At 63.5% G+C, this 19,603-nt stretch carries 20 protein-coding genes and 1 riboswitch; of the genes, 8 read left to right on the top strand and 12 right to left on the bottom strand.

The window, feature by feature from the left end:
- Positions 1 to 141: 141 nt before the first annotated feature.
- A complete protein-coding gene (locus ACFQ6H_RS05915; protein ID WP_378644669.1) occupies positions 142 to 1,221 on the bottom strand; it encodes an alcohol dehydrogenase catalytic domain-containing protein in 1,080 nt (359 codons plus the stop codon).
- Positions 1,218 to 2,411: an LLM class flavin-dependent oxidoreductase gene (locus ACFQ6H_RS05920; protein ID WP_378644671.1), complete on the bottom strand. Its 1,194-nt coding sequence runs from the start codon at positions 2,409 to 2,411 to the stop codon at positions 1,218 to 1,220. Before ACFQ6H_RS05920 ends, ACFQ6H_RS05915 begins: the two co-directional genes overlap by 4 nt.
- 216 nt (positions 2,412 to 2,627) lie before the next feature.
- On the opposite strand from ACFQ6H_RS05920, the gene ACFQ6H_RS05925 reads away from it, so the two are divergent.
- Together ACFQ6H_RS05925 and ACFQ6H_RS05930 are read left to right on the top strand one after the other, a co-directional pair.
- Complete coding sequence (locus ACFQ6H_RS05925; RefSeq protein WP_378644673.1) at positions 2,628 to 2,939, top strand: hypothetical protein; 312 nt, start codon at positions 2,628 to 2,630, stop codon at positions 2,937 to 2,939.
- 54 nt (positions 2,940 to 2,993) lie between these two features.
- Positions 2,994 to 3,644, top strand: coding sequence for a TetR/AcrR family transcriptional regulator (locus ACFQ6H_RS05930; RefSeq protein WP_378446232.1), 651 nt, complete (start codon positions 2,994 to 2,996; stop codon positions 3,642 to 3,644).
- A 410-nt stretch (positions 3,645 to 4,054) separates the two neighbouring features.
- Here ACFQ6H_RS05930 and ACFQ6H_RS05935 read toward each other — a convergent pair whose 3' ends face one another.
- Complete coding sequence (locus tag ACFQ6H_RS05935) at positions 4,055 to 4,180, bottom strand: hypothetical protein (RefSeq protein WP_007733507.1); 126 nt, start codon at positions 4,178 to 4,180, stop codon at positions 4,055 to 4,057.
- An 87-nt stretch (positions 4,181 to 4,267) separates the two neighbouring features.
- The gene (locus ACFQ6H_RS05940; protein WP_378644675.1) at positions 4,268 to 6,592 is read right to left on the bottom strand and encodes a helicase-associated domain-containing protein; all 2,325 of its coding nucleotides are present in this window, start codon (positions 6,590 to 6,592) and stop codon (positions 4,268 to 4,270) included.
- Between the two features lie 60 nt (positions 6,593 to 6,652).
- On the opposite strand from ACFQ6H_RS05940, the gene ACFQ6H_RS05945 reads away from it, so the two are divergent.
- Complete coding sequence (locus tag ACFQ6H_RS05945) at positions 6,653 to 6,841, top strand: hypothetical protein (RefSeq protein WP_019744939.1); 189 nt, start codon at positions 6,653 to 6,655, stop codon at positions 6,839 to 6,841.
- 82 nt (positions 6,842 to 6,923) lie between these two features.
- Here the strand turns inward: ACFQ6H_RS05945 and ACFQ6H_RS05950 are convergent, their stop codons facing one another.
- The gene (locus ACFQ6H_RS05950) at positions 6,924 to 7,487 is read right to left on the bottom strand and encodes a transglycosylase family protein (RefSeq protein ID WP_378446234.1); all 564 of its coding nucleotides are present in this window, start codon (positions 7,485 to 7,487) and stop codon (positions 6,924 to 6,926) included.
- Positions 7,488 to 7,495: 8 nt separating this feature from the next.
- A riboswitch (cyclic di-AMP (ydaO/yuaA leader) is annotated at positions 7,496 to 7,716 on the bottom strand.
- Between the two features lie 383 nt (positions 7,717 to 8,099).
- Between ACFQ6H_RS05950 and ACFQ6H_RS05955 the strand changes: the two genes are divergently transcribed.
- Positions 8,100 to 9,494, top strand: a complete 1,395-nt coding sequence (locus ACFQ6H_RS05955) for a YncE family protein (RefSeq protein WP_378644677.1) — start codon at positions 8,100 to 8,102, stop codon at positions 9,492 to 9,494.
- A 93-nt stretch (positions 9,495 to 9,587) separates the two neighbouring features.
- Here ACFQ6H_RS05955 and ACFQ6H_RS05960 read toward each other — a convergent pair whose 3' ends face one another.
- Positions 9,588 to 9,977, bottom strand: a complete 390-nt coding sequence (locus tag ACFQ6H_RS05960; protein ID WP_003939919.1) for a YccF domain-containing protein — start codon at positions 9,975 to 9,977, stop codon at positions 9,588 to 9,590.
- A gap of 33 nt (positions 9,978 to 10,010) precedes the next feature.
- On the bottom strand, positions 10,011 to 10,238 hold the full coding sequence (locus ACFQ6H_RS05965; protein ID WP_003940194.1) for a hypothetical protein: 228 nt from the start codon (positions 10,236 to 10,238) through the stop codon (positions 10,011 to 10,013).
- 215 nt (positions 10,239 to 10,453) lie between these two features.
- On the opposite strand from ACFQ6H_RS05965, the gene ACFQ6H_RS05970 reads away from it, so the two are divergent.
- Complete coding sequence (locus tag ACFQ6H_RS05970) at positions 10,454 to 10,867, top strand: cold-shock protein (protein WP_007733502.1); 414 nt, start codon at positions 10,454 to 10,456, stop codon at positions 10,865 to 10,867.
- Positions 10,868 to 10,954: 87 nt separating this feature from the next.
- On the opposite strand, the gene ACFQ6H_RS05975 is transcribed toward ACFQ6H_RS05970, so the two are convergent.
- The 3 genes from ACFQ6H_RS05975 to ACFQ6H_RS05985 form a co-directional block, all read right to left on the bottom strand.
- Positions 10,955 to 11,422, bottom strand: a complete 468-nt coding sequence (locus tag ACFQ6H_RS05975) for a DUF2771 domain-containing protein (RefSeq protein ID WP_225989529.1) — start codon at positions 11,420 to 11,422, stop codon at positions 10,955 to 10,957.
- Between the two features lie 26 nt (positions 11,423 to 11,448).
- A complete protein-coding gene (locus ACFQ6H_RS05980; RefSeq protein ID WP_378446236.1) occupies positions 11,449 to 13,143 on the bottom strand; it encodes an MFS transporter in 1,695 nt (564 codons plus the stop codon).
- 69 nt (positions 13,144 to 13,212) lie between these two features.
- The gene (locus ACFQ6H_RS05985) at positions 13,213 to 14,043 is read right to left on the bottom strand and encodes a glutaminyl-peptide cyclotransferase (RefSeq protein ID WP_378644679.1); all 831 of its coding nucleotides are present in this window, start codon (positions 14,041 to 14,043) and stop codon (positions 13,213 to 13,215) included.
- Between the two features lie 38 nt (positions 14,044 to 14,081).
- Between ACFQ6H_RS05985 and ACFQ6H_RS05990 the strand changes: the two genes are divergently transcribed.
- The 3 genes from ACFQ6H_RS05990 (at position 14,082) to ACFQ6H_RS06000 (ending at position 18,202) form a co-directional block, all read left to right on the top strand.
- Positions 14,082 to 14,903 (top strand): DUF3027 domain-containing protein, encoded by an 822-nt coding sequence (locus tag ACFQ6H_RS05990; RefSeq protein ID WP_230814746.1) that lies wholly within the window; start codon positions 14,082 to 14,084, stop codon positions 14,901 to 14,903.
- 68 nt (positions 14,904 to 14,971) lie between these two features.
- A complete protein-coding gene (locus tag ACFQ6H_RS05995; RefSeq protein ID WP_378644681.1) occupies positions 14,972 to 17,644 on the top strand; it encodes a sacsin N-terminal ATP-binding-like domain-containing protein in 2,673 nt (890 codons plus the stop codon).
- A gap of 6 nt (positions 17,645 to 17,650) precedes the next feature.
- Complete coding sequence (locus tag ACFQ6H_RS06000; RefSeq protein WP_378631629.1) at positions 17,651 to 18,202, top strand: phosphatase PAP2 family protein; 552 nt, start codon at positions 17,651 to 17,653, stop codon at positions 18,200 to 18,202.
- Here ACFQ6H_RS06000 and ACFQ6H_RS06005 read toward each other — a convergent pair.
- Together ACFQ6H_RS06005 and ACFQ6H_RS06010 are read right to left on the bottom strand one after the other, a co-directional pair.
- Positions 18,192 to 19,253 carry an iron-siderophore ABC transporter substrate-binding protein gene (locus tag ACFQ6H_RS06005; protein WP_378532283.1) on the bottom strand — a complete coding sequence of 354 codons (1,062 nt, stop codon included), beginning with the start codon at positions 19,251 to 19,253 and terminating at the stop codon, positions 18,192 to 18,194. The genes ACFQ6H_RS06000 and ACFQ6H_RS06005 overlap by 11 nt on opposite strands.
- Positions 19,254 to 19,343: 90 nt before the next feature.
- Positions 19,344 to 19,601, bottom strand: a complete 258-nt coding sequence (locus tag ACFQ6H_RS06010; protein ID WP_007733492.1) for a DUF2530 domain-containing protein — start codon at positions 19,599 to 19,601, stop codon at positions 19,344 to 19,346.
- Positions 19,602 to 19,603: the final 2 nt, after the last annotated feature.

Below are 19,603 nucleotides of genomic sequence, written 5' to 3' on the forward strand. Positions count from 1 at the left end.
GTTGCGCCGCGTTGTCGGCTGACGCCAACCCTGCCATTGTCCTGGTATCAGAGCGCATACGCCAACAGGCGACGCTCGCACAGCCCGAAGCAGGGGTGCCCGAGTGTGGGCACCCCTACGTCAACAGGGCAGGACCGACTGCTATTCCGGGAGACCGGAGCCGGGTAGCACGAGGATCTTCACGTGTTCGTCGGGTGCGCGCAGAGCTGCGAAAGCGTCCGAGACACCATCGAGACCGACCCGGCCGGTGATGATCGCTTCGGCGTCGATCTCTCCATCGGCGAGTCTCTGCAGGGTGATGTCGTAGGCATTCTCGTAGGGGCCGTGACCGAAGTTGATCGAGATCCTCCGGAACTGCCCGACGACGGGAATGATCGTCTCGTCGCCGAACGGCGCAGCCAGCACCTGTATCCGCGAGTTGAACGGCAAGGTGCGCATCAGTTCCCCGATAACCCCCGCCCGGCCGCTGCATTCGTAGGCGATCAGGATGCCGTTTGCGGCCTGACCGACGAGTGGGTTGCCCTCGGCGACCATCTGATTCCACAGTTCGATCGGATCCTGCTCGGCCGGATCGACGACGATGTCCGCGCCCATCTTCTCAGCGAGCTCGCGTCGTTTGGGGGAGGGCTCGGACGCGATGACGATCTGTGCTCCTCTCGCCTTCGCCGCGACGACGGCACCAAGTCCGATCGTCCCGCAACCGATGACGAGCGCCGAATCGGCCGAGGTGAGGCCGGACTGTTGAAGGTGCATCTCGCCGACGTGGAGAGGTTCGGCAAGTGTGGCGTGCTCGAGTGACAGGTGATCGGGAACTTTGCGGACCCAGAACGCGTCGACGACGATGTGGTCGCCGAACGCGCCGTGGTATTCGTTCGAGTAGCCGATGATCGTCGGGATCCCGGTGGCAGTGTCGGTGGCCAGGCCGATGCCCGCCACCCTGTCGCCGATCGCGAAATCGTCTACTGCAGAGCCGGTTTCGGAGACGATACCCGCGTACTCGTGTCCCAGGACTACGGGGCGGTCGGGGTCGAAGGTGGCGAGCGGGTAGCCCCCGTCGTGTGCGACCTCGACGAACCGGCACGGGTCTTTCGACATGCTCAGATCACTGCCACAGATCCCGCAGGCGACGACGTCGATGCGGATCTGATGGGGTGCCAACGGCGGCGGGTCGGCTACCACCGCTACTGCGAATTCACCGTTCTGGAATCGGACAGCCCTCATGCGCGTACCGCTCCCGTCTCGGCGGACCGGCCGTAGTAGTCGGTGTGGGCTTTGGTGAGCGCTCCGACAAGCCCGCCGATCAGGTACTCGCGATTGTCCTCGGCGAACTGCATGCTCGCCTGACGCCCGACGTTCCGCTTCCGGAAGTGCGGGACCACCTCGGAGGCGAACAATTCGTAGCTGCGTTTGGTGTCCTCCCAGCTCGCCATGTCGACGTGAAGGATCAGGAACGTGCCGAACCCTCCCGTCTTCTCGATCAGGCGCTCGATCTGTGCGATCGCGTCCTCGGGGGTACCGATGATCGCCTGACCGAACTCGCCGAGAGTGTCGTTACGCCACTGGTCGATGATCCCTGCCGGCGTATCTGCCCAGGCCGGGGTCTGGCCGGTCTGCCGATTCACGTAGGAGGCCATCGATCCGATCCGTCGGCTCACGGCGCGCTCGGCCTCGGCTCGGGTCTCTGCGATGAACGTCGGAGTGACCACACGCCACGTCGCTCGGTCGGCGTGGTGGCCGTGCTCGGCCGAGACCTTCTCGTACACATCCCAGTTGCGATCCAGTGCGTCGAATCCGCTGGGTGAACTCGCCGCCAACGAGAGCAAGGAGAGGCCGTTCTTGCCTGCGAGTACCGAACCGTTGGGCGAAATCGTCGACGCTGTCACGGTCTCGATGCCATCCGCGCGGTACGTGGGCAGCTGTGCACGAGCATCACGCAACGTGAACCAGTCGGTTTCCATGTTGACGACCTCGCCTCGGAGCAACGCAAGGATGGCCTCGAGTGCTTCGCCCTGGCGGCGGCGCTGGTCCGACGGGTTGATACCCATCATGTGTGCGTCGAGGGGGATCTTGCCCGGGCCGGTGCCGAAGATGACTCGCCCGCGGGTCTGCAGATCGAGTTGAGTGATGCGGTCGGCCGTGATCAGCGGGTGGTGATAGGGCAGGGACGTCACGCCCGTACCGAACTGGATGCGCTCGGTCCGCTCTGCTGCGGCGGCGATGAATATGTCCGGCGCGGGCACGATTTCGGCGCCGGTCGAATGATGCTCACCCATCCAGGCTTCCTCGAAGCCGAGGTGATCCAGGTGCACCATGAGATCGATATCGCGTCTGAGTTGCAAGGCGGGATCTGCGTCGAGCGGATGGTACGGGGCAAGGAAGGCTCCGAAGCGGATGGACGATGCGGACCACACGATGACATCTCCTGTCGACAGGGAAGTGATTTGGCTCACTCGCTCTGGTGGAGATGTCTAACATGGATCACCTGATCCAATAAGTTGAATCTCCCGCACAGTGGGAGGTTTGTAATCACTTGTAGCTCAACGCTATCTGGTTTAGTCACGTCGTCTAATGTTGTTTCAAGTCGATCAACTGATTCAGGCATTTCGAGAAGGAGCGTTGAAGAGGTCATGCATTTGGACGTCACCATCACCCCCACCTCCTCGACCGTCGAACTGAACGGGGTCGACGACTTCACCAGTCTCTCGGTCGTCGTGGGCGGCGACGATCAGTCCGAGACTCTGCGTCGGGTATTGGAACCGTGGGGGGAACTCGAGGACGATCACGTCTGGCTCGACATTGCTCACCTGGAACAAAGCGTCGCGGCCCAGGTCGGAAACGCGCAGTGGAGGCAGAAGTTCTCCGCGATGGTGGACTACGCACGCGCCCGCGGCTGGGTCGATCGCGACAACAGGGTGCGGGCACACCGTGAATCACTCTGACTCCAGGGTCAGCGCTTCGGAGAACTTCGGCGAGCCCGTGCGAAGCTCGTTCGTATGACCGACTCCAGGCAGAACCGACAAGGCGACGCGACGCGCATGCGCTTGCTCAAAACTGCCGAGCGGCTTTTCGCGACAGAGGGATTGGATGCAGTCTCGTTGCGCTCGGTCAACGCAGCAGCCGGTCTCGGTCCGTCGTCTGTCCACTACCATTTCGGCACCAAGGACGATCTGGTCGCCGCGGTGCTGCTGGACATGGGAACGTCGGTGCGAGATCAGATCAGCGCGAACGTGGACGCCCTTGCCGCCGAACAGACGCCGCCGACGGTCGAGGCACTGGTACGGGCTGTCACCGCGCCCTACGAGGCGTTACTCCTTCGCCACCGCACGCGGGGAATGCGATGGATCAGGATCGTCACGCAGATCTCGCAGCCGCAGATGTCACGACCAGGGCATCCCGCCCTCGAGGCGACCGAGCTGCACCTTCGCGATCACCTTCTCGACCAGGTCCGTCGTACATTTCCCGCTACCGATCCGGAAAGGCTCGAGACTCGCTGGGCGATCGCCTTGATGGGCTTCCTCCAAGCATTGAGCCGGGCTGACGATTGGAGCGGAAGTGGCAAGCCGCTCGCGCCGGAGCGACTTGCCGACTTCTACGAGGATCAGGTCGTCTTTCTGATCGGTGGCGTGCGGCAGTTATTGGGATGAGTTCCTTATTTTTGCGCGACGACAGACTTTCGCATTTCCATTACATGAGTAATAGCCTCGGAAATTCCGGATCGATAACCGATATTCTTTTCGGAATCGCCCGGAGTGGAATCAAGCTCCGATTCGAGTCTCGTTTGAATGCGGTCCAGGGTGTGGATTGTTCTTTTCACGATGGTTAATTCTCTTTCTGCGGAGAATCCGAAAGTAGTATTCCGGACTGCCGAGCGTGTTCGTCGAGGACGCAGAGTGAAGCGAGGGTCATGCCCGCTGCGTAGCCGCGCGAGCGTGCGTCAGTTCCTCGACTACGTGACTTGAACAGGTTGAATGTTTCGTGCAGGTGCACGAGGGTGTCGGTGGGGGCCGGCATTGGTCAGCTTCGCAGTCAGCTCGTCTTTCTCTGGACTGTGCTGTCAGCTCCGCTTTCTCTTACGAATGAACTCCGAAGACTCCGCAGTTTTCGCCCGCTTTTCCGCGCGGCGTTCCTTGATCGACTGAGCGGGTTTCTTCATGTTTTTACCCGGTGCCTTGTCAGCCATTGTCGCTCCTCATTTTTCGAAGTGGCAATCACAAACTGACCTCGACCATACTTCATTTACAGAAAAAAGCCAGTTGCTTCTTTTCTGCTACTTTTTTCCGGAGTCGACGGGGCTGACGGAAGTAATGCGGTGCAACGTGAAACGGCGTACCGCACCACTTGCCGGGTCGAACGCGTCCAGCTGTCCGCCGCCCACGCTGACGGGGTCGACGATGCGATGGGTCGCCACCCCCTGGGCGTCGACGTACCCGATGTTGACGCTGGAATTGTCTCGTGCCGCCGTGGCCAGCAAGGCGATGGTGGCTGCGTTGTTCTCGCGCGAACCGTCCGTTCGAACGCCGCCACGGCCGGGGGCGGAAGCGCGGTCGCCCGCCCGCATCGTGCGTACCAACGACGCCAACTGATCCGCCGACGGGCTCGCAGGCATTCTCGACGCCGGTCGGCTGCGACGGTTCGGTACGCGAGCCCCGCGTGGGCGAAGATCGACCAGCGTTCCCGAGGAGTCTTCACCGGCCGGCGCAAATCCGGCTGCGCGCAATTCGGCCAGGACCTCGCGTAGCGGGGCTTGGGAGATCGCGACCGTGGGAGCCAATGCGCGCAATGCCAGGGACTCGGCCACCGCCGATGCGAGTACCTCCGCCAACAGTGATGCGTCCTCGCACCGGATGAACGACGCTGCAACCCCGGCGCGTAGTCGTCCGTGCCGACGGGCAACGTCGTCAATCAGATACGAAAGCGATTGGGGGACAGGTGTCTTCGATTTCGAAGCGAACATGGCATGCAGTTCGGTGGCCGTCAGACCGGCGTCGAGAGCACGTCGCACACTGTCCTCGCTGATGCGGTACATGGACGCCGATCCTGCCGACTCGATGTCCGCGACCAGGCTCACCTGCTCGAGCAGGTCCGGTACGAGCGGACCCGGCGCAACCAATGTCAGATCTGCCTGGACCAGGATGTAGTCGATGGGCTCGGGTAGCGCGGACTGCATTTCGGCTTCGGCGTCCCCGCCGTGCAGCAATGCGCGACCCGGGGACGACAAAGCGCCGCGGGCTACCAGTCCTAGCGCGGCGGCCTCGTCCAGAGTCCGCTCGATCGCGAAGGTCCGTAGGCGCCCGCTCCACCGCGGACGTCGCCACGCCAGTAGCCGACTGACCTCGACGGCCGAGGCAGTCTGACCGCTGTCGAGTTCGGCGAGCAGCCCCAGGATGGCCTGACGATCTCGGGGAGCCGCCGGTGCGCGGCCCTCCTCGGACAGTGCCGCGATCGGCTTGTCGGTGGAATCGCGCAGCCCGATCATCCACGGAACGCGCGGTACGTCGACCCAAGCGGACGCCAGGACCTCCCACCGTCGCGCTGTGGACGCGTTCAGCCAGCCGTCGACGGCGAGTGTGGGCGTCCAGTATTCGTCAGCGTTGTCCGAGATCGGCGCCGGGTCGGGCGTTCCGCTCGCGATGAGTCCGGCTGCCGAGAGCAATTCGACAAGCAGGCTCACTCGCGCTTCGTCGAGATCGGCAGTCTTGGCCACGCGTCGTAGTTCTCGAACGCCGAGTCCACCGGCTCGCAGGGCGGGGGCCGGTGCCGCTCCCAGAACTGCGATCACGTTCTCGCATTGGCGTACCAACTCGAGCGCTTCGCCAGCTGCTGCGGCGTTCACGTCCGCCGGTTTGAGTTTGTCGCCCCCGATGACCGGTGCGGTCAGTGTCGTCGGATCGAAAACCGGCTCGCCGCGGATGACCTGACGAACCGTCGCCGGAAGTTCGACTGTCTGCTCGTCGAGCCACCGCAGCAGGCCGGCTGCCAGCAATCGCTGAACCGGGCGCTCGGGCGGCGTTCCCGGGGCAGCGTCGCGGGTACGGCCGATCGGGCTGGAGTTGGCGAGAGTCTCGAGGAGATCCCGTTCCCGGGTGTCCAGAGCGTCGAGGGCCGCCGAGATCTCGGTCTCGGACATCGCCTCGGCAGGTTCGAGGGCACGCCCCACACGCCAGGGAATCATCCCGATGACTGCCGGGACGACGCTGATGGGATCGACACCCCAGATGAGGGCGGACTCGCGCATCTTCGACAGCGACTTGTCGACGGCCTTCTTGGTGACCTTGCCCTTGCCGGTCAGGGCGCGTTCGGCGATTGCACTGTTGAGCTCCGCCCGCGTCATCGGAGTTTCCTCGGCGCCGGCCAGCGCCAACAATTCGAGAAGACCGAAATCGAGGGTGTCGAGTTCGTCTGCGGCTCGGCTGACCGACGCGCGTTGCTGTGCCCGACCGCTGAGAACCACCATCGTGCTCGGCGGCGGCACGGCCAGATCGGGGCGCAGACGCAGCAATTCCGTCAACTCGGCGTCACTGCGCGCCGAGAGCCAATCGGTCAGACTTTCGGCTGCGGAACTGCCCGCCGGGGTGCCACGTGTTTCGGTCATCAGGTATCAGATTAGAGACCTGGTCTGTACGGCGTAACGGCGTCCTGTCAAAATGACTTCGTGGCCAACAATTCGAAGCAACACTATGTAGATCCAGGATGGCCGGAAACTGCAGACGGAGATCACGCAGTGACCGAATTGTCATCGACCCGTGCAGGTGGACTTTCACCCTTCGGCGAGGACACCACCTTTCCGGTTCCGGTGGAGTCACTCCCTTACGTACACCCGCACACCGTCATCAACCGATAACAACTCGACACGAAGAAGGCCCGCACCGATTCGGTGCGGGCCTTCTCTAGTTCGAGCGTCCGAGCGGACAGTCTTGCCGGTTTTACTTGAGGAACGTCTTCGCGGTGTCGGCGACTGCGAGGATCTGCGGGTCGACCGGGATGCCGTTGGCCTTGGCGAAAGCGATTGCCTGATCGATGGCGTCGGCAACCGGGTGTGCAACGGTCTGAGCGACCTGCTGTGCCGGAGCCGGAGCTGCCTGAGGAGCCGTGGTGGCCGGAGCGGAACGCTCGGTGGCGCCGCTGCTCAGTCCGAGGCTGGAGGAGCAGGACGGCCATGCGCCCCAACCCTGGTTTGCGAGAACACGCTCGGCAACAACGATCTGCTGCTCGCGAGAGGCCTGGTTTGCGGTGGCTGCGTACTGTCCGCCGCCGTGTGCGTTCCACGTGCTGGGGGAGAACTGCAATCCGCCCTGGTAACCGTTGCCGGTGTTGATGGCCCAGTTTCCGCCGGCCTCACACTGGGCGAGACGATCCCAGTCGGAGTCGGGGGCAGCGTTTGCGGTTCCGGTGGCTGCAATTCCTGCTACGCCCATGATGGCGCCGGTGACGGCGACCTTGGCGACAGTGCGGCCGGTGGTGGTGGGCTTGCGATGGCGTCCGCTCATGATGGTCGAAATCCTCTCCACACGCGCCTGCGAGGTCAGCTGTCGGGTTCGGGCTGAGAGGTCGCCCGGCCTCGCCTTTCCTGGCTGGAAAGGGTCTGGCTTCACCCCAAGATCCGGTCTTGCGACCGAACCGGTGTCCACTGGAGAACTTTTCTGTTCTCACAGAGGACTTTGGGTCCCCCGTCCTCGTCCCTGGAATGCTCTGTCGGAAGTCCGGTACCCGCGGGACAAGGCTTGGCGCGGCGGGCCGGAGGTGGCCGAGTTTCCCGGCCGAAAACGACGGTAACGGCTCGAGTCTCTCGTGTCACCATTTGATAACGCGGCGTGGCGAAAGACGTACAACGCGTCACACAAAGCGCAGGAGACTCTTCCCAGGTAGGTGGGGGTGCCTGAGTGAATGTCCGGTTGTGTCCGTTCCGTTATCCATCCGTAATGTGAGCAAGGTCACACGTTATGTGGAAATAGGAATCCGGGCGATTGAGAGGTGTGTCGATCCAGGCCGGTGGTGTGGCCTGTGTCTCAACATCCGAATAGAAACTTAGGTTAGGTTTGCCTGACTTGTCCTGAATGGGCAGGGTTCGCAGAGTCTTCCAAAGAAGTAGGGCACCCCTCATGAAACTGCAATACCGTCGGCGCGCGGTCACCGCGTCACTCGCCGTCGCCGCTGCTGCTGTCGGCCTGGCCGTCACTGCTCCCGCTGCACACGCCTCACCCGAGGATCCGACACACGGCGTTGTCGGAAGCTATTCCGCAACCCAGCCCGGCGACATCGTCGTCGACTCGGCAACCCACCGCGGATACATCACGCAGTACGGCGGACCGACCAGTTCGTTGTCCGTCGTCGACACGAACACGGGCAAGTCCGTCGGCAGCATCGACGGTGTCGTCGGTTACCCGTCGGCACTTGCCGTGGACTCGGACCTCGGACGCGCATACGTGTCCTCCTCCTACGGCGGCGCGATCTCGATTGTCGACACCAAGACCGGCAAGGTCGAAAAGACGGTCACGCTGAGCGAGAAGAACCCCGACGGCTCGCGGCCGCAGATCAACGATGTCGTCGTCGACCCCACAACACACCGCGCGTACTTCTCGGACTACAAGTCCGGCAACATCCGAGTCGTCGACCCCAACGCCGCCGACGCCGTGTCGAGCATTCTGGTCGACAAGTCGGCAACGCCGACCAAGCTCGCCTTCGACAGTGTCCGCGGTTTCCTCTACATCGCGGACACCAACTTCTTCGACGAGAATTACGGCCGCACGCTGTGGCAGGCGGACGTACGCAAGGGCGGAGCACTCAAGTCGATCGTGCGTGCCGACAACCTCTACCCCGTCGACGTCGATGTCGACACGAACACCGGCAACATCTACATGACCGACACCCGGGCATCCAACCTGTGGGCGATCACCCCGGGCGGCGCGGTTCTGTCGAAGACCACGCTGTCTCCGACCGCGATTCCCAACGGCGTGATCGTCGACTCTGCGGCAGGCATTGCATATGTCGCGGACGTCATGAACGGACACTTGTGGTCGGTCGATATGACGACGCGCGCCACCACCGCTCTGGCCGATACCAAGGTTCCGGCACTGGAGAAGGTCAAAAACCTTGCGCTCGACACCTCGACCGGCGCCATCGCGTCGACGACCAACGGGGGCAAGGTGACCGTAGTTGCTGCGTACCCGCTGCCCGCGACCGTCGAATTGCCTGCCGCTCAGGTAGGTAAGGCGTATTCGCAGAAGCTCACTGCCGCCGATGCGCGCGCAACCTTTGCACTCACCAACGGCACTCTGCCCGGTGGACTGTCCCTCGCACCGGACGGCACCATCTCGGGAACCCCCACGGCTGTCGGCAGCGTCACCGTCGAGATCACTGCGAAGAGCGTGCTTTCGCGTGCTTCGAGCGTGACCGTCGTTGTCTCCGAGGGCCCGGTCGGCCCCGTTGATCCGGGCACGGGCACGGGTACCGGTTCGCTCGGTAACCTCCCCGGACTCGGTAGCCTCGGCCGCTGATCCGACCTGATAGAAGAACCCGACCACAGCACCTGCCGTGGTCGGGTTCTTCGGTTTGAGAGGCCGATTACGAGCAATTGACGCGATCGACGGCTATGCGTAATTGACGCGGTCCACGTCGACGATCTCCTTGCCCAGTGGCATCAGCGAGATCGGAATCATCTTCAAGTTCGCGACGGCGAGTGGAATTCCGATGATCGTGATTGCCATCGCGACGGCGGTGACGATGTGTCCGATCGCCAACCAGATGCCGGCGATGATCACCCAGATGACGTTGCCGATCATCGAACCGACACCGGCGGTCGGCTTGTCGACGACGGTCTTACCGAACGGCCACAGCGCGTAGATGCCGATGCGGAACGCTGCGATTCCGAAGGGAATCGTGATGATGAGGATGCAGCAGATGATGCCTGCGGCGAAGTAACCCAATGCCAGCCAGAAGCCGCCGAACACCAGCCAGATCACGTTCAGGAGGATTCTCATGGTCAGTGACCTTTCGGTTGGAGGCGGGAGAGATCAGCGCACGCGTCGACCGGATCTCAGCGTGTAGACGATGGCGAGAAGGAAGCCGATCGGGCACGCGAGTGCGACGAGATACAAGGCCAGGCCGGGCGGAGTGTCGCTGAAGATGTGGACCGCGAAGATGGCCACGATCGCCAGGAATCCGACGATGAACAGTGCCATCGCCGTACGGAACAGACCGTTTCCGGTGCCGGAAGTGCGCGGGTTCGGTTGAGGGTCCACACCTATGAGGATAGTGCCTGTAAACCTGGGTGCCGAGCCGGGTTCGTCACAGGTAGACTGTTAACAGACTGCGCGCCCCGCTGAAGCAAGTGTGGGGCGCGTTCTTTTGCATTCTTCCACCGGAAGCGATGCGAGCAAGGCCATGAGGCTCTTCCGAGAGCCTCCCGAGCACATTGGGGCAGATGCCCCAGTCGAGTGATGAGCAGGTGAACGCGGTGCCGACCGGCAAGGTGAAGTGGTACGACGTCGAAAAGGGTTTCGGCTTTCTGTCGCAGGAAGAGGGCGAGGACGTCTACGTCCGAGCTTCCGCTCTCCCCGAGGGCGTCGAGGGCTTGAAGGCCGGCCAGCGCGTCGAGTTCGGCATGGCCGCAGGTCGACGCGGTCCGCAGGCGCTGAGCCTGAAGGTGCTCGAGCCGGCACCGTCGTTGCGCGGCGCTACGGCGACGCGTCGTGAGCCCGTCGAGCGTAAGCACACCCCTGACCAGCTGCACGGCATGGTCGAGGACATGATCACGTTGCTCGAGGCGAAGGTCCAGCCGGATCTGCGCAACGGCAAGTACCCGGACCGCAAGACCGCTCAGCGGATCTCCGAGGTCGTCCGGGCCGTCGCTCGCGAGCTCGACACCTGATCGCTTCGATACGAGCTGCCATATACAGCTGCTGACAAAATGCCCTGCACACCAATCGGTGTGCAGGGCATTTTCATGGTCCGGGGATCAGGCGGTCTTGATCGACCAGATCAGCAGTCCCTGTTCGCTTCCCTCACCGACGGCGAGGTGGATTTCGACGCCGACCAGTTGCTTGACGGGATCGCTCGAAGATTCGACCGTCACGGCCAATGCCTCACCAGGCTCGAAGACTCGGGGCTCGCCGGTCTGGTTGCCGTCGGCATCCTCGTAGACGGCCAGCAGTGCCCACTGCGCATCCGAGACGTCAGTCGACAACGACAGCTGCAGCGGATAGCCCGCGGGAACGTCGAGGGCGTAGATGTCGCCCACCTGGGCGCACTGGGACAGATCGATGGTGCAGAACCCAGCAGGGTTGGTCTCGATCGTCTTGCCGTGTGCGTATGCAGTGATGACCGGCAGCTTCTCGGGGTCGTCGTTGATGTTCTTGATGATCACGAAAAGAACGGAGACGTAAGCAACCAGTGCCACCACCATCAGGACACTGATCGCTGCCACGATCTTCTTTGTTCTCGAGCGCATCATCACTGCGGAGTACTTCCTTGTCCTCGGTTGGATTTACCGGTGTAAATCACTTCGGTCACTTCTTGTTCGGCCAGATCGGGTCGCTTCCCACCGAGGCCGGGCAGGAGGCTGCTTCCTCGGTAGCTCAGGAAGGTCTGTAGGAGACCGATCGTCAGGAACACCGATACAACAGTGAACCCGATCCAGTATTCGGTCGGAAGCAGAACCCCCAATGCGCCGCCGAGTACCCAGCTCAACTGCAGAACCGTCTCCGATCTGCCGAATCCGGACGCGATCGATTCCTCGGGCAGGTCGTGCTGGAGTGACGCGTCGAGCGAGACCTTGGCGAGTGCGCTGGCGGCCGAGGCGATGAGCGTTGCCAGGGCGGCGGTCATCAGGTTGTCCGTCAGAGCGGCGATCACGGCGATGATCCATACCGAGGCCGTGCACCGAAGCACGATCAACGCGGGCCGGCCGAGCTTGAGGCGAGCGCCCGCGGCATTGCCGGCGAAGTTACCCAGACCGGCGGCTGCGCCGACCAAGCCGAGCATCATGGCTTGCTGGAGTGGCTCGTGATCGGTACGCGACTTGGCGACGAACGCGATGTAGAGCGTCAGAAAGCCGGTGAGCACTCGGATGGTTCCGTTGCCCCAGAGTCCGATGATCACGGCCCGTCCGAGAGGCTGACGGACCTTGGCCGGTTTCGCGTTCGGCTGTGGTGGGGCGCTGCCGGCGTGATGTGCCTCGTCCGGGTGGTAAGTGATGGTCGCGGGAACCTCACCTTCGGTGACCTCGACCCACGACGGGATTCGCATGCTCAGATATGCGCCGAAGACGGTGACGGCAACCGCGAACCACAATGCTCCGGTGGAACCGAAAGCGAGCGCGAGCGCACCTGCGACAGCGCCGGCCCCGATCGTTCCACCGATCAACCCGAAGACCGTCAGACGCGAATTGACGCGCACCAGGTCTATTTCCGGTGGTAGCACGCGTGGAGTCACCGCGCTCTTGAGTACCGAGAACGATTTACTGAGCACCATCATGCCGAGCGCGGCCGGATACAGAATCCAGCTGTCGAAGTTGAAGACCAGGATCACCGCGAGGAGCGTCCGGACTCCGAACGACGACGCGAGCGCGATTCGGCGGCCACGCTGCAAGCGGTCGAGCATCGGACCGATGAGGGGCGCGATCACGGCGAACGGCGCGATCGTGATCAGGAGATAGAGCGCGACCTTGGTCTTGTCCTCACCCGTTGCGGCCGAGAAGAACAGCGTGTTCGCGAGGGCGACGGAGATGGCCGCGTCGGTCGCGTTGTTCGTCATCACCGCGTAGGTCAGAGCGGTCAGGCCGGACTTGTCCGCGCCGTCGGCCTTCGCTGCGCGCTGGAAGGTCGCGATGCCCTTGTTCGTCAGTTCACGACTGCGCATCGCTGCGACGCGGGTGACGGTGAGCTTGCGAGGCATCGGGGGAGCCTTGGGAGCGTCCGCACCCGGTGCCTTCGAACCGGACGCGGAATCGGAGTCTCCCCGTGATTCCGGGATCGGATGCAGCGGCGGCAAAGGCGTGCGACGGGCAGCGGGACGGGCCGAAGGCGGGTAGTTGTCCGGGCGGGCCGCGGGTGGGTAATTGTCGTAACCGGGGTGCACCTGTTGCCCCTCCGGCTCGTCGTGGATTCGCCGAGTTTCGGGGTCGTAGGGTTCGCGCGGTCCGGTCACCACTCAATTCTGTCCTAGTGTCGGCGCGGCTACCACGCACACCCCTGCGAGTCCTGTGTCATGTCGGACTCAGTTAACAAAACGGACTTCGAACATCTGCGGCCAATACTTGCCGGTGAGCAGGAATCGATCGGTACCGGGAATCTGCGCGATGCCGTTGAGAACGTCGACGGTGCTGGTCGATCCGTCCGTGACGAGTTCTTCGCGGAGCGGCGACGCGTCGTACACGTTCGTGACACTGCCGCCCGACGGGTCGATTCTGACGACGGTGTCCGTGGTCCAGACATTGGCGTAGACGGAGCCGTCTTCGGCGCATTCCAGTTCGTTCAGTTTGCCCACGGACTCCGAAGACCTGGTGACGTCGATCGTGGAGATCGCCGCGAAGGTTTCGGGATCGCGGAAGGTCAACGTGGCCGAACCGTCGCTCGAGACCAGCCGATCCCCGAGCGAACAGATTCCCCATCCCTCGGTGTCGAGTGGGAACCGCCCTCGTTCGATCAAGGTGTCCTTGTCACGAGCGATGGCAACGCCGTCTTTCCAGGTGAGTTGCCACAGCGTGTCTCCGGCGATCGTGATGCCTTCACCGAACAACGGCGGGTCGAGATCGACACGTGCAACCTCCGGTCCCGAAGCGGGTGCCTGCTCGTCCGAGATCTCACTCGAGCGGACCCAGGACCGGCCGACGCGCCCGGTACTTTCGTAGAGACGATTTCCGTCGATCTCGAGGCCTTGCGTGAACGCGTCGGGGTCGTGCGCGGACACTCGAACGATCTCGACGGAGCCGGTTTCGGTCGTGAGGTTGTCGGGAGGGCTGGGGGAATCGGAGCACCCCGCCAGCGCCGACGCGATCACGGCGACCGCTGCGAAACTGCGCACGGAATTGGCGTGTGACCTACTCATCTGCCCAGCATGGCAGCCCAGTGCGTTGCGGACTTGCGGTGGTGCGGCAAACTGGAGGAGTGAGTGTTGCTACTTCTCCAGAGCGTGCAGTGCCGCGCCCAGTACTGGCCGATGCGGTCGAGCTTGCCCGAACGGCAGTCGTCGACCTGCATGAAGGCGGTGTGGGGGCATACCTCGGCGTGACGTCGGAGGACGAATTTGCCGCCACCCATCGATTTGCAGCAGACATTCCGGGATACCGCGGTTGGCAGTGGGCGGTTGTCGTCGCTGCCGGACCGGAGGACACCCACGCCACGGTCAGTGAGTTGGCGCTGTTGCCAGGTCCCGACGCGTTGGTTGCGCCGGAATGGCTGCCATGGGATCAGCGGATTCGCCCCGGCGATCTCTCCGTCGGTGACCTGTTGGCTCCGCCGGCCGAGGATCCTCGTCTCGTTCCCGGCTACGTCGCCACCGGTGACCCAGAAGTCGACGAGGTAGCTCTCGAAATCGGGCTCGGCCGCAAACAGGTCATGAGCCTCGAGGGCCGACTCGATGCCGCGCAGCGTTGGTTCGACGGTGACTTCGGCCCGGAGTCGGAAATGGCGAAGGCCGCGCCGTCGACGTGTGGGCTGTGTGGGTTCTTCCTGCCGCTCGCCGGTTCGCTGCATGCAGCGTTCGGCGTGTGCGGCAACGAACTCTCCGCAGACGGCCGAGTGGTCAGCGTGTCCTACGGTTGTGGCGCGCACTCGGACACCAGCTTGCCGCTCGGTGCGGGTTCGCCGCAGTTCGACGCATTCGACGACGGGGCAGTCGAGCTGATCGCGGTGCCTGCTCGCCCGTCGAGCGTTGTTGCAGTTGAGGATTCGGTATCCACCGAGTAGAAGATCCGTTCGGCACGGACGCACTCAGGGCGGCGACGCTGCGCGCGTGGTCGGAATCTCCGACGCGATTGCGTGAAGACGCGGCTGCTGAATCCGATCTCGCGAAGGCCGGGTACCGCGACCGTCTGCTCACCGAGTTGGCGCAGAACGCTGCCGATGCGGCTGCACGCGAGGGCATCGCAGGCTCTTTGTGGGTGGACCTGGACGATCAGACGCTGACCGTGGCGAACACGGGCCGTCCGCTGGACGAATCCGGCGTGCACGCGCTCACGGCGCTGCGAGCGTCGAACAAGGTCGACGCCGACGAAGGCGTCACAGGTCGGTTCGGCGTCGGATTCTCGGCAGTTCTCTCGGTCAGTGACGAGGTGGAACTGCGCTCGTCGACGGGATCGGTTCGGTTCTCTGCCTCGCAAACCCTGCGCGAGATCGAGTCTCACGAACTTCCGGTGCCGGAAACCGGAGTTCCCGTACTCCGTTTGGTGTGGCCCGCGGTCGAATTGCCCGGCGTCGGTGCCGATTCGGAAGTGGTGCTGACACTGCGGCCGGATGTCGATGCCGCTGCGTTGCTCGCGCAGATGACGCGCGAGGCCGTCGACTTGCTGCTCGAACTTCCGGCCCTCGGATCTATTCGTCTGGGCGAGAAGACTTTTCAGCGTTCGGAACGAGTGCTGGAATCCGGTCTCGTGGAGATAGCGATCGGAGATCGCACGTGGTGGCAGTACTCGGCGACGAACGCACGATGGTTGGTGCCGGTCCGCGACGGGGTCGTCGAGCCGGTGTCCGACGACGTCCTGCGGGCGCCGACGCGATCCGACGAGGAACTGTCGATCCCCGCGATCATCATTGCCGACATAGCGATGCAGCCCGATCGGCGACGCATCATGCCCGCTGCACCGATCGCTCCGCTCGCCGAGGGATACGCGAAGTTCCTTGCCGCACTGCCGCCCCGGCAGCGCACGGCGCTCGTTCCGATTCCCGCCTTCGCTCGAAGTGAAACGGATTCGCTTCTGCGCGAAGCGCTTCTGAAGGAGTTGCAGGAGAACGAGTGGCTTCCGGTGGTCGGTGAACCCGACCGGGCGCCGCAGCGAGCGTCCGTGGTTCCCGGGCTCACTGACGAACTCGCCGAGTTGCTCACCGACATCATCGGCGGACTGGTTGTCCCCGAACTCTCCGGCCCCAAGAACGAGCGAGCACTTGCGGCGGTGTCGACGCACCGCATCGGACTCGCGCGCATCGCGGAACTGCTCAGCGGCCTCGAACGTGAACCGAGTTGGTGGAATAGGCTCTATTCGGCTCTCGAGCCCTTGGTGATCGACACCCTTGCGGTGGAAGAGCTTGGAACGCTGCCCGTTCCGCTCTCCGACGGACGGATCGTGACCGGTCCGCGGACCGTCGTCGTCGGTGTCGAACTGGGCGAAGACGCACCGTCGGTGCAGTGGACGAGGTTGGTTCATCCCGTTGCGGCTCACCCGTTGCTGTCTCGATTGGGAGCGCAGACCGCGAGTGCCACCGACCTGCTGTCCGACCCGGCGCTACGAGCATTGATCGAAGATGCTGCGGATCAGGATGATTCGGTAGTGACGGACTTGGCGCAGGTGGTGCTCGGCTTGGCTGCCCACGTGGCGCCAGGGGCACTACCGTCGTGGATCGGTGAAGTGCTGCTTCCTGATTCGGAGGGCGAATTGCGTTCCGCCGACCAGCTTCTGCTTCCGGGGGCTCCCCTCGCGGGTGTCCTGGTCGAGGATTCTCCCTTCGGCATCGTCGACGCTGATTTCGTGCAGCAGGTGGGGGAGCAGGCACTTCGGGTAGTCGGTGTCGGGTGGGGCTTCACGGTGGTCCGTGAGGAATTGCCGTCCGGCCCGGACCACGATCTCGACGCCGAAGACGCATGGTGGGACACCCTCGACGAGGATCCCGAATACATCGAAGCCGTGCGCGACCTCGATCTCGTGGACGAAGACCGCTGGGCTCAAGCGTTGTCGTTGCTGGTCGAATCGCCGGCAACGCGGGCGCTGCTCGTCGATCGCCGCGGATACACGGCGTGGTGGTTGCGATCGAATGCCGAACTGGGCGGGGAGGTTCTGGGACTGCTGCGCGCTCCGGGCGATCGCACTTTCGAGGGATTGCTCGATGCTGCCGAACACCCCGACGCCGGATTCTTTTCCGGACTGCTGGCATCGGATACCGTCGACGATCCGGAACTGGCTCAGCTGCTGCTCGATCGGCTTGCCGACCCACTACGGATGCCGGCCTCCGCCGTCGTCGCGCGGGCGCACAGACTACTGGGTGAGGCAGCGCAGCGACGGGTTCTCGACCTCGAGGAACTGCGCCTGCCACCGTTCGTGCGCGGCCTTTCCGGCGATCTGGTCGATCCCGGCGACGCTCTTGTTCTCGACCGGCCGTGGCTCGGAGCAGCACTACCTGCGCAACGAGTGGTGCTCGGCAGCTTCGAGACGGCCGACGCACTGGCGGATCTCCTCGACATCGCGGCGGCTTCTGCATCCGTTCACGGACGAGTGAGCAGCACCGGCTTCGTCACGACTTGGGCGAACGAACCACAGGCAGTTCTCGGCTTCGCAGCCCTCGGCCGTGAGGTTCCCGTCGGCGAGGTAGTGATCCATCACGAACTGTCGGTGGAACTGACAGGAGCAGTGGAGGCGACAGTGACCGTGCCGTGGTGGGTGGACTCGGACGGCGTTCATCACGTGATGCGCACGTGGACTCTGCCGCAAGGAATGTGAGGCCAGATGTCTTTTGATCAGTGGGTGCTCGACAGCGCGGTGAGTCAGCGGACGGCGTGGCTCGTGGACGTGGTCGACGTCATCACCGACAGCGGCGGAACACTCGCGTCGTGGCTGATCGCGACGCTGCTGACGATCGTGCTTCTGGTCCGAGGACTGCGCACCGAAGCTCTGTTGATCGCCGGGTCGATGTTGACCGGCCTGCTCGTGATGAGCGGATTGAAGCGCATCTTCACCCGGACCCGCCCACCCGTTCCGGAGCGTTTGATCGAAATCGACTCGTATTCGTTCCCGTCGGGCCACGCGATGATGAGCGCGATCCTCGCGACTTCGGTTGCCGCCGTGATTCTTCGGCTTGCCTTGCCGAGGCTCGCGAAGTTGGCAATGCTCGCGAGCCTCGGCCTGTACACGATCGCCGTCGGATTCTCCCGCGTCTACCTGGCTGCCCACTGGATGACCGACGTTCTGGCAGGTTGGGCGTTCGGGATGATGTGGGCCGGAGTGTGGATCTGGGGAACTGCGCAGATCAAGGCGCGCCGGACGCCGGTTACTTCGTAAGCTCGGCGAGTAGTTCGCTTGTAGCCCAAGGCAAGCTCAGCGCTGAGCTTGCGGTCAGGGCAGCGCCGACCTGCGGGGCCTGATCGTCGTTGACGTAGACGACGCGGTTGTTCTTGACCACGTCGAGTTGTTGGAAGCCGAGATTGCTCCGGACCGCCTGGGCGGCATCGGGATTGCCGATGACCACGAGACGGTCCACATCGAGGAGATCGAGTCGTTCGGTGGAGATCGGAGCGTAGAACTCGCCGTTCATCAACGCCTCGACCGCGGGAGCAGGTTTGAATCCGAGGCTGCCGAGAACTCGTCCGCGGGCATCCTCGGAGGAGAAGGCGTAGAACTCCGGAGTCGTGTCGACGCTGATGATCACCGCGGTCTGATCCGCGAATTCGGGGTGAGCGCTTCTCGCGTCGGCGAACTGCTTGTCGATGTCGGCGACCAACTTCTCGCCGTCGGCTTCGCGGCCCACTGCCTTTGCCGCGGTCTTCGTCGTGATCTGCCACGGGGTTGCGTAGTCGCCGTAGGCCGGATCCTTCGCGACGGTGGGGGCGATCGCGGAAAGTGTGCTGTACAGGTCTTTGTCGATGCTCGAGTAGAGCCCGAGGATCAGGTCCGGCTCGAGCGCGGCGATCTTTTCGACGCTGATCGTGGTCTCGGGATTGCTGCCGACGACGGTCGGTTCGGTTCCGCCCCAAGGTCCGGTCACCCACGGCCACGTGCGGTTGACGTCCGGCTCACCCGGGTACTGATTGACCATGCCGACGGGCTTGATGCCCAAGGCCAACAGGGCTTGCTCGTCGTTGTAGCCGACGGTGACGATCCGCTGTGGTTCGGAATCGATCGTGGTGCTGCCGAAGGCGTGATCGATCGTGACGGGGAAGGCGCCGCCTCCGGAAGTCGACGAACTATTTGTCGTGTCGTCGTCGCCCGATCCGCAGGAGACGAGTGCTGTGCCGACCAGTGCGACCAGGGCAACGGACGTCAGTCTCGTCCGATGTCCTCGACTTTTCCTGAGGTCGCGGCTTTTCCAACGATTTCGGATGGAGATCTTCACGGTGACGTGTTTCCTTTCAGCGGCGGCAAGCCGGGATCCGCACTACAGTGCAGGGTAGGCTTACCATACTGAATGGTTAATTCGACCCGCTCAGTCGACCAGACCGGCGCCCTGTTGCGCGCCCTTGTCGCCGCGCACAGCTGCGCGCCGTTGAATCGAGAACAGAGCGAAGCCGAGGAAGCCGACTCCGATACCCGCGTAACAAATCGGGAGTGCATCCGACCAACGGTCGCCGCTCACCGCGACCACGATCGTGGCGATCACCCACAACGCGGTGCCGATGATCAGTGCCGGCGCGGGTGCGGACAATTTGCCGATCAGGCCAGTTGTGTTGCGAGTCTCCGTCACAA

This window comes from Rhodococcus sp. NPDC056506, assembly GCF_042794945.1.
Classification (GTDB): Bacteria; Actinomycetota; Actinomycetes; order Mycobacteriales; family Mycobacteriaceae; genus Rhodococcus_F.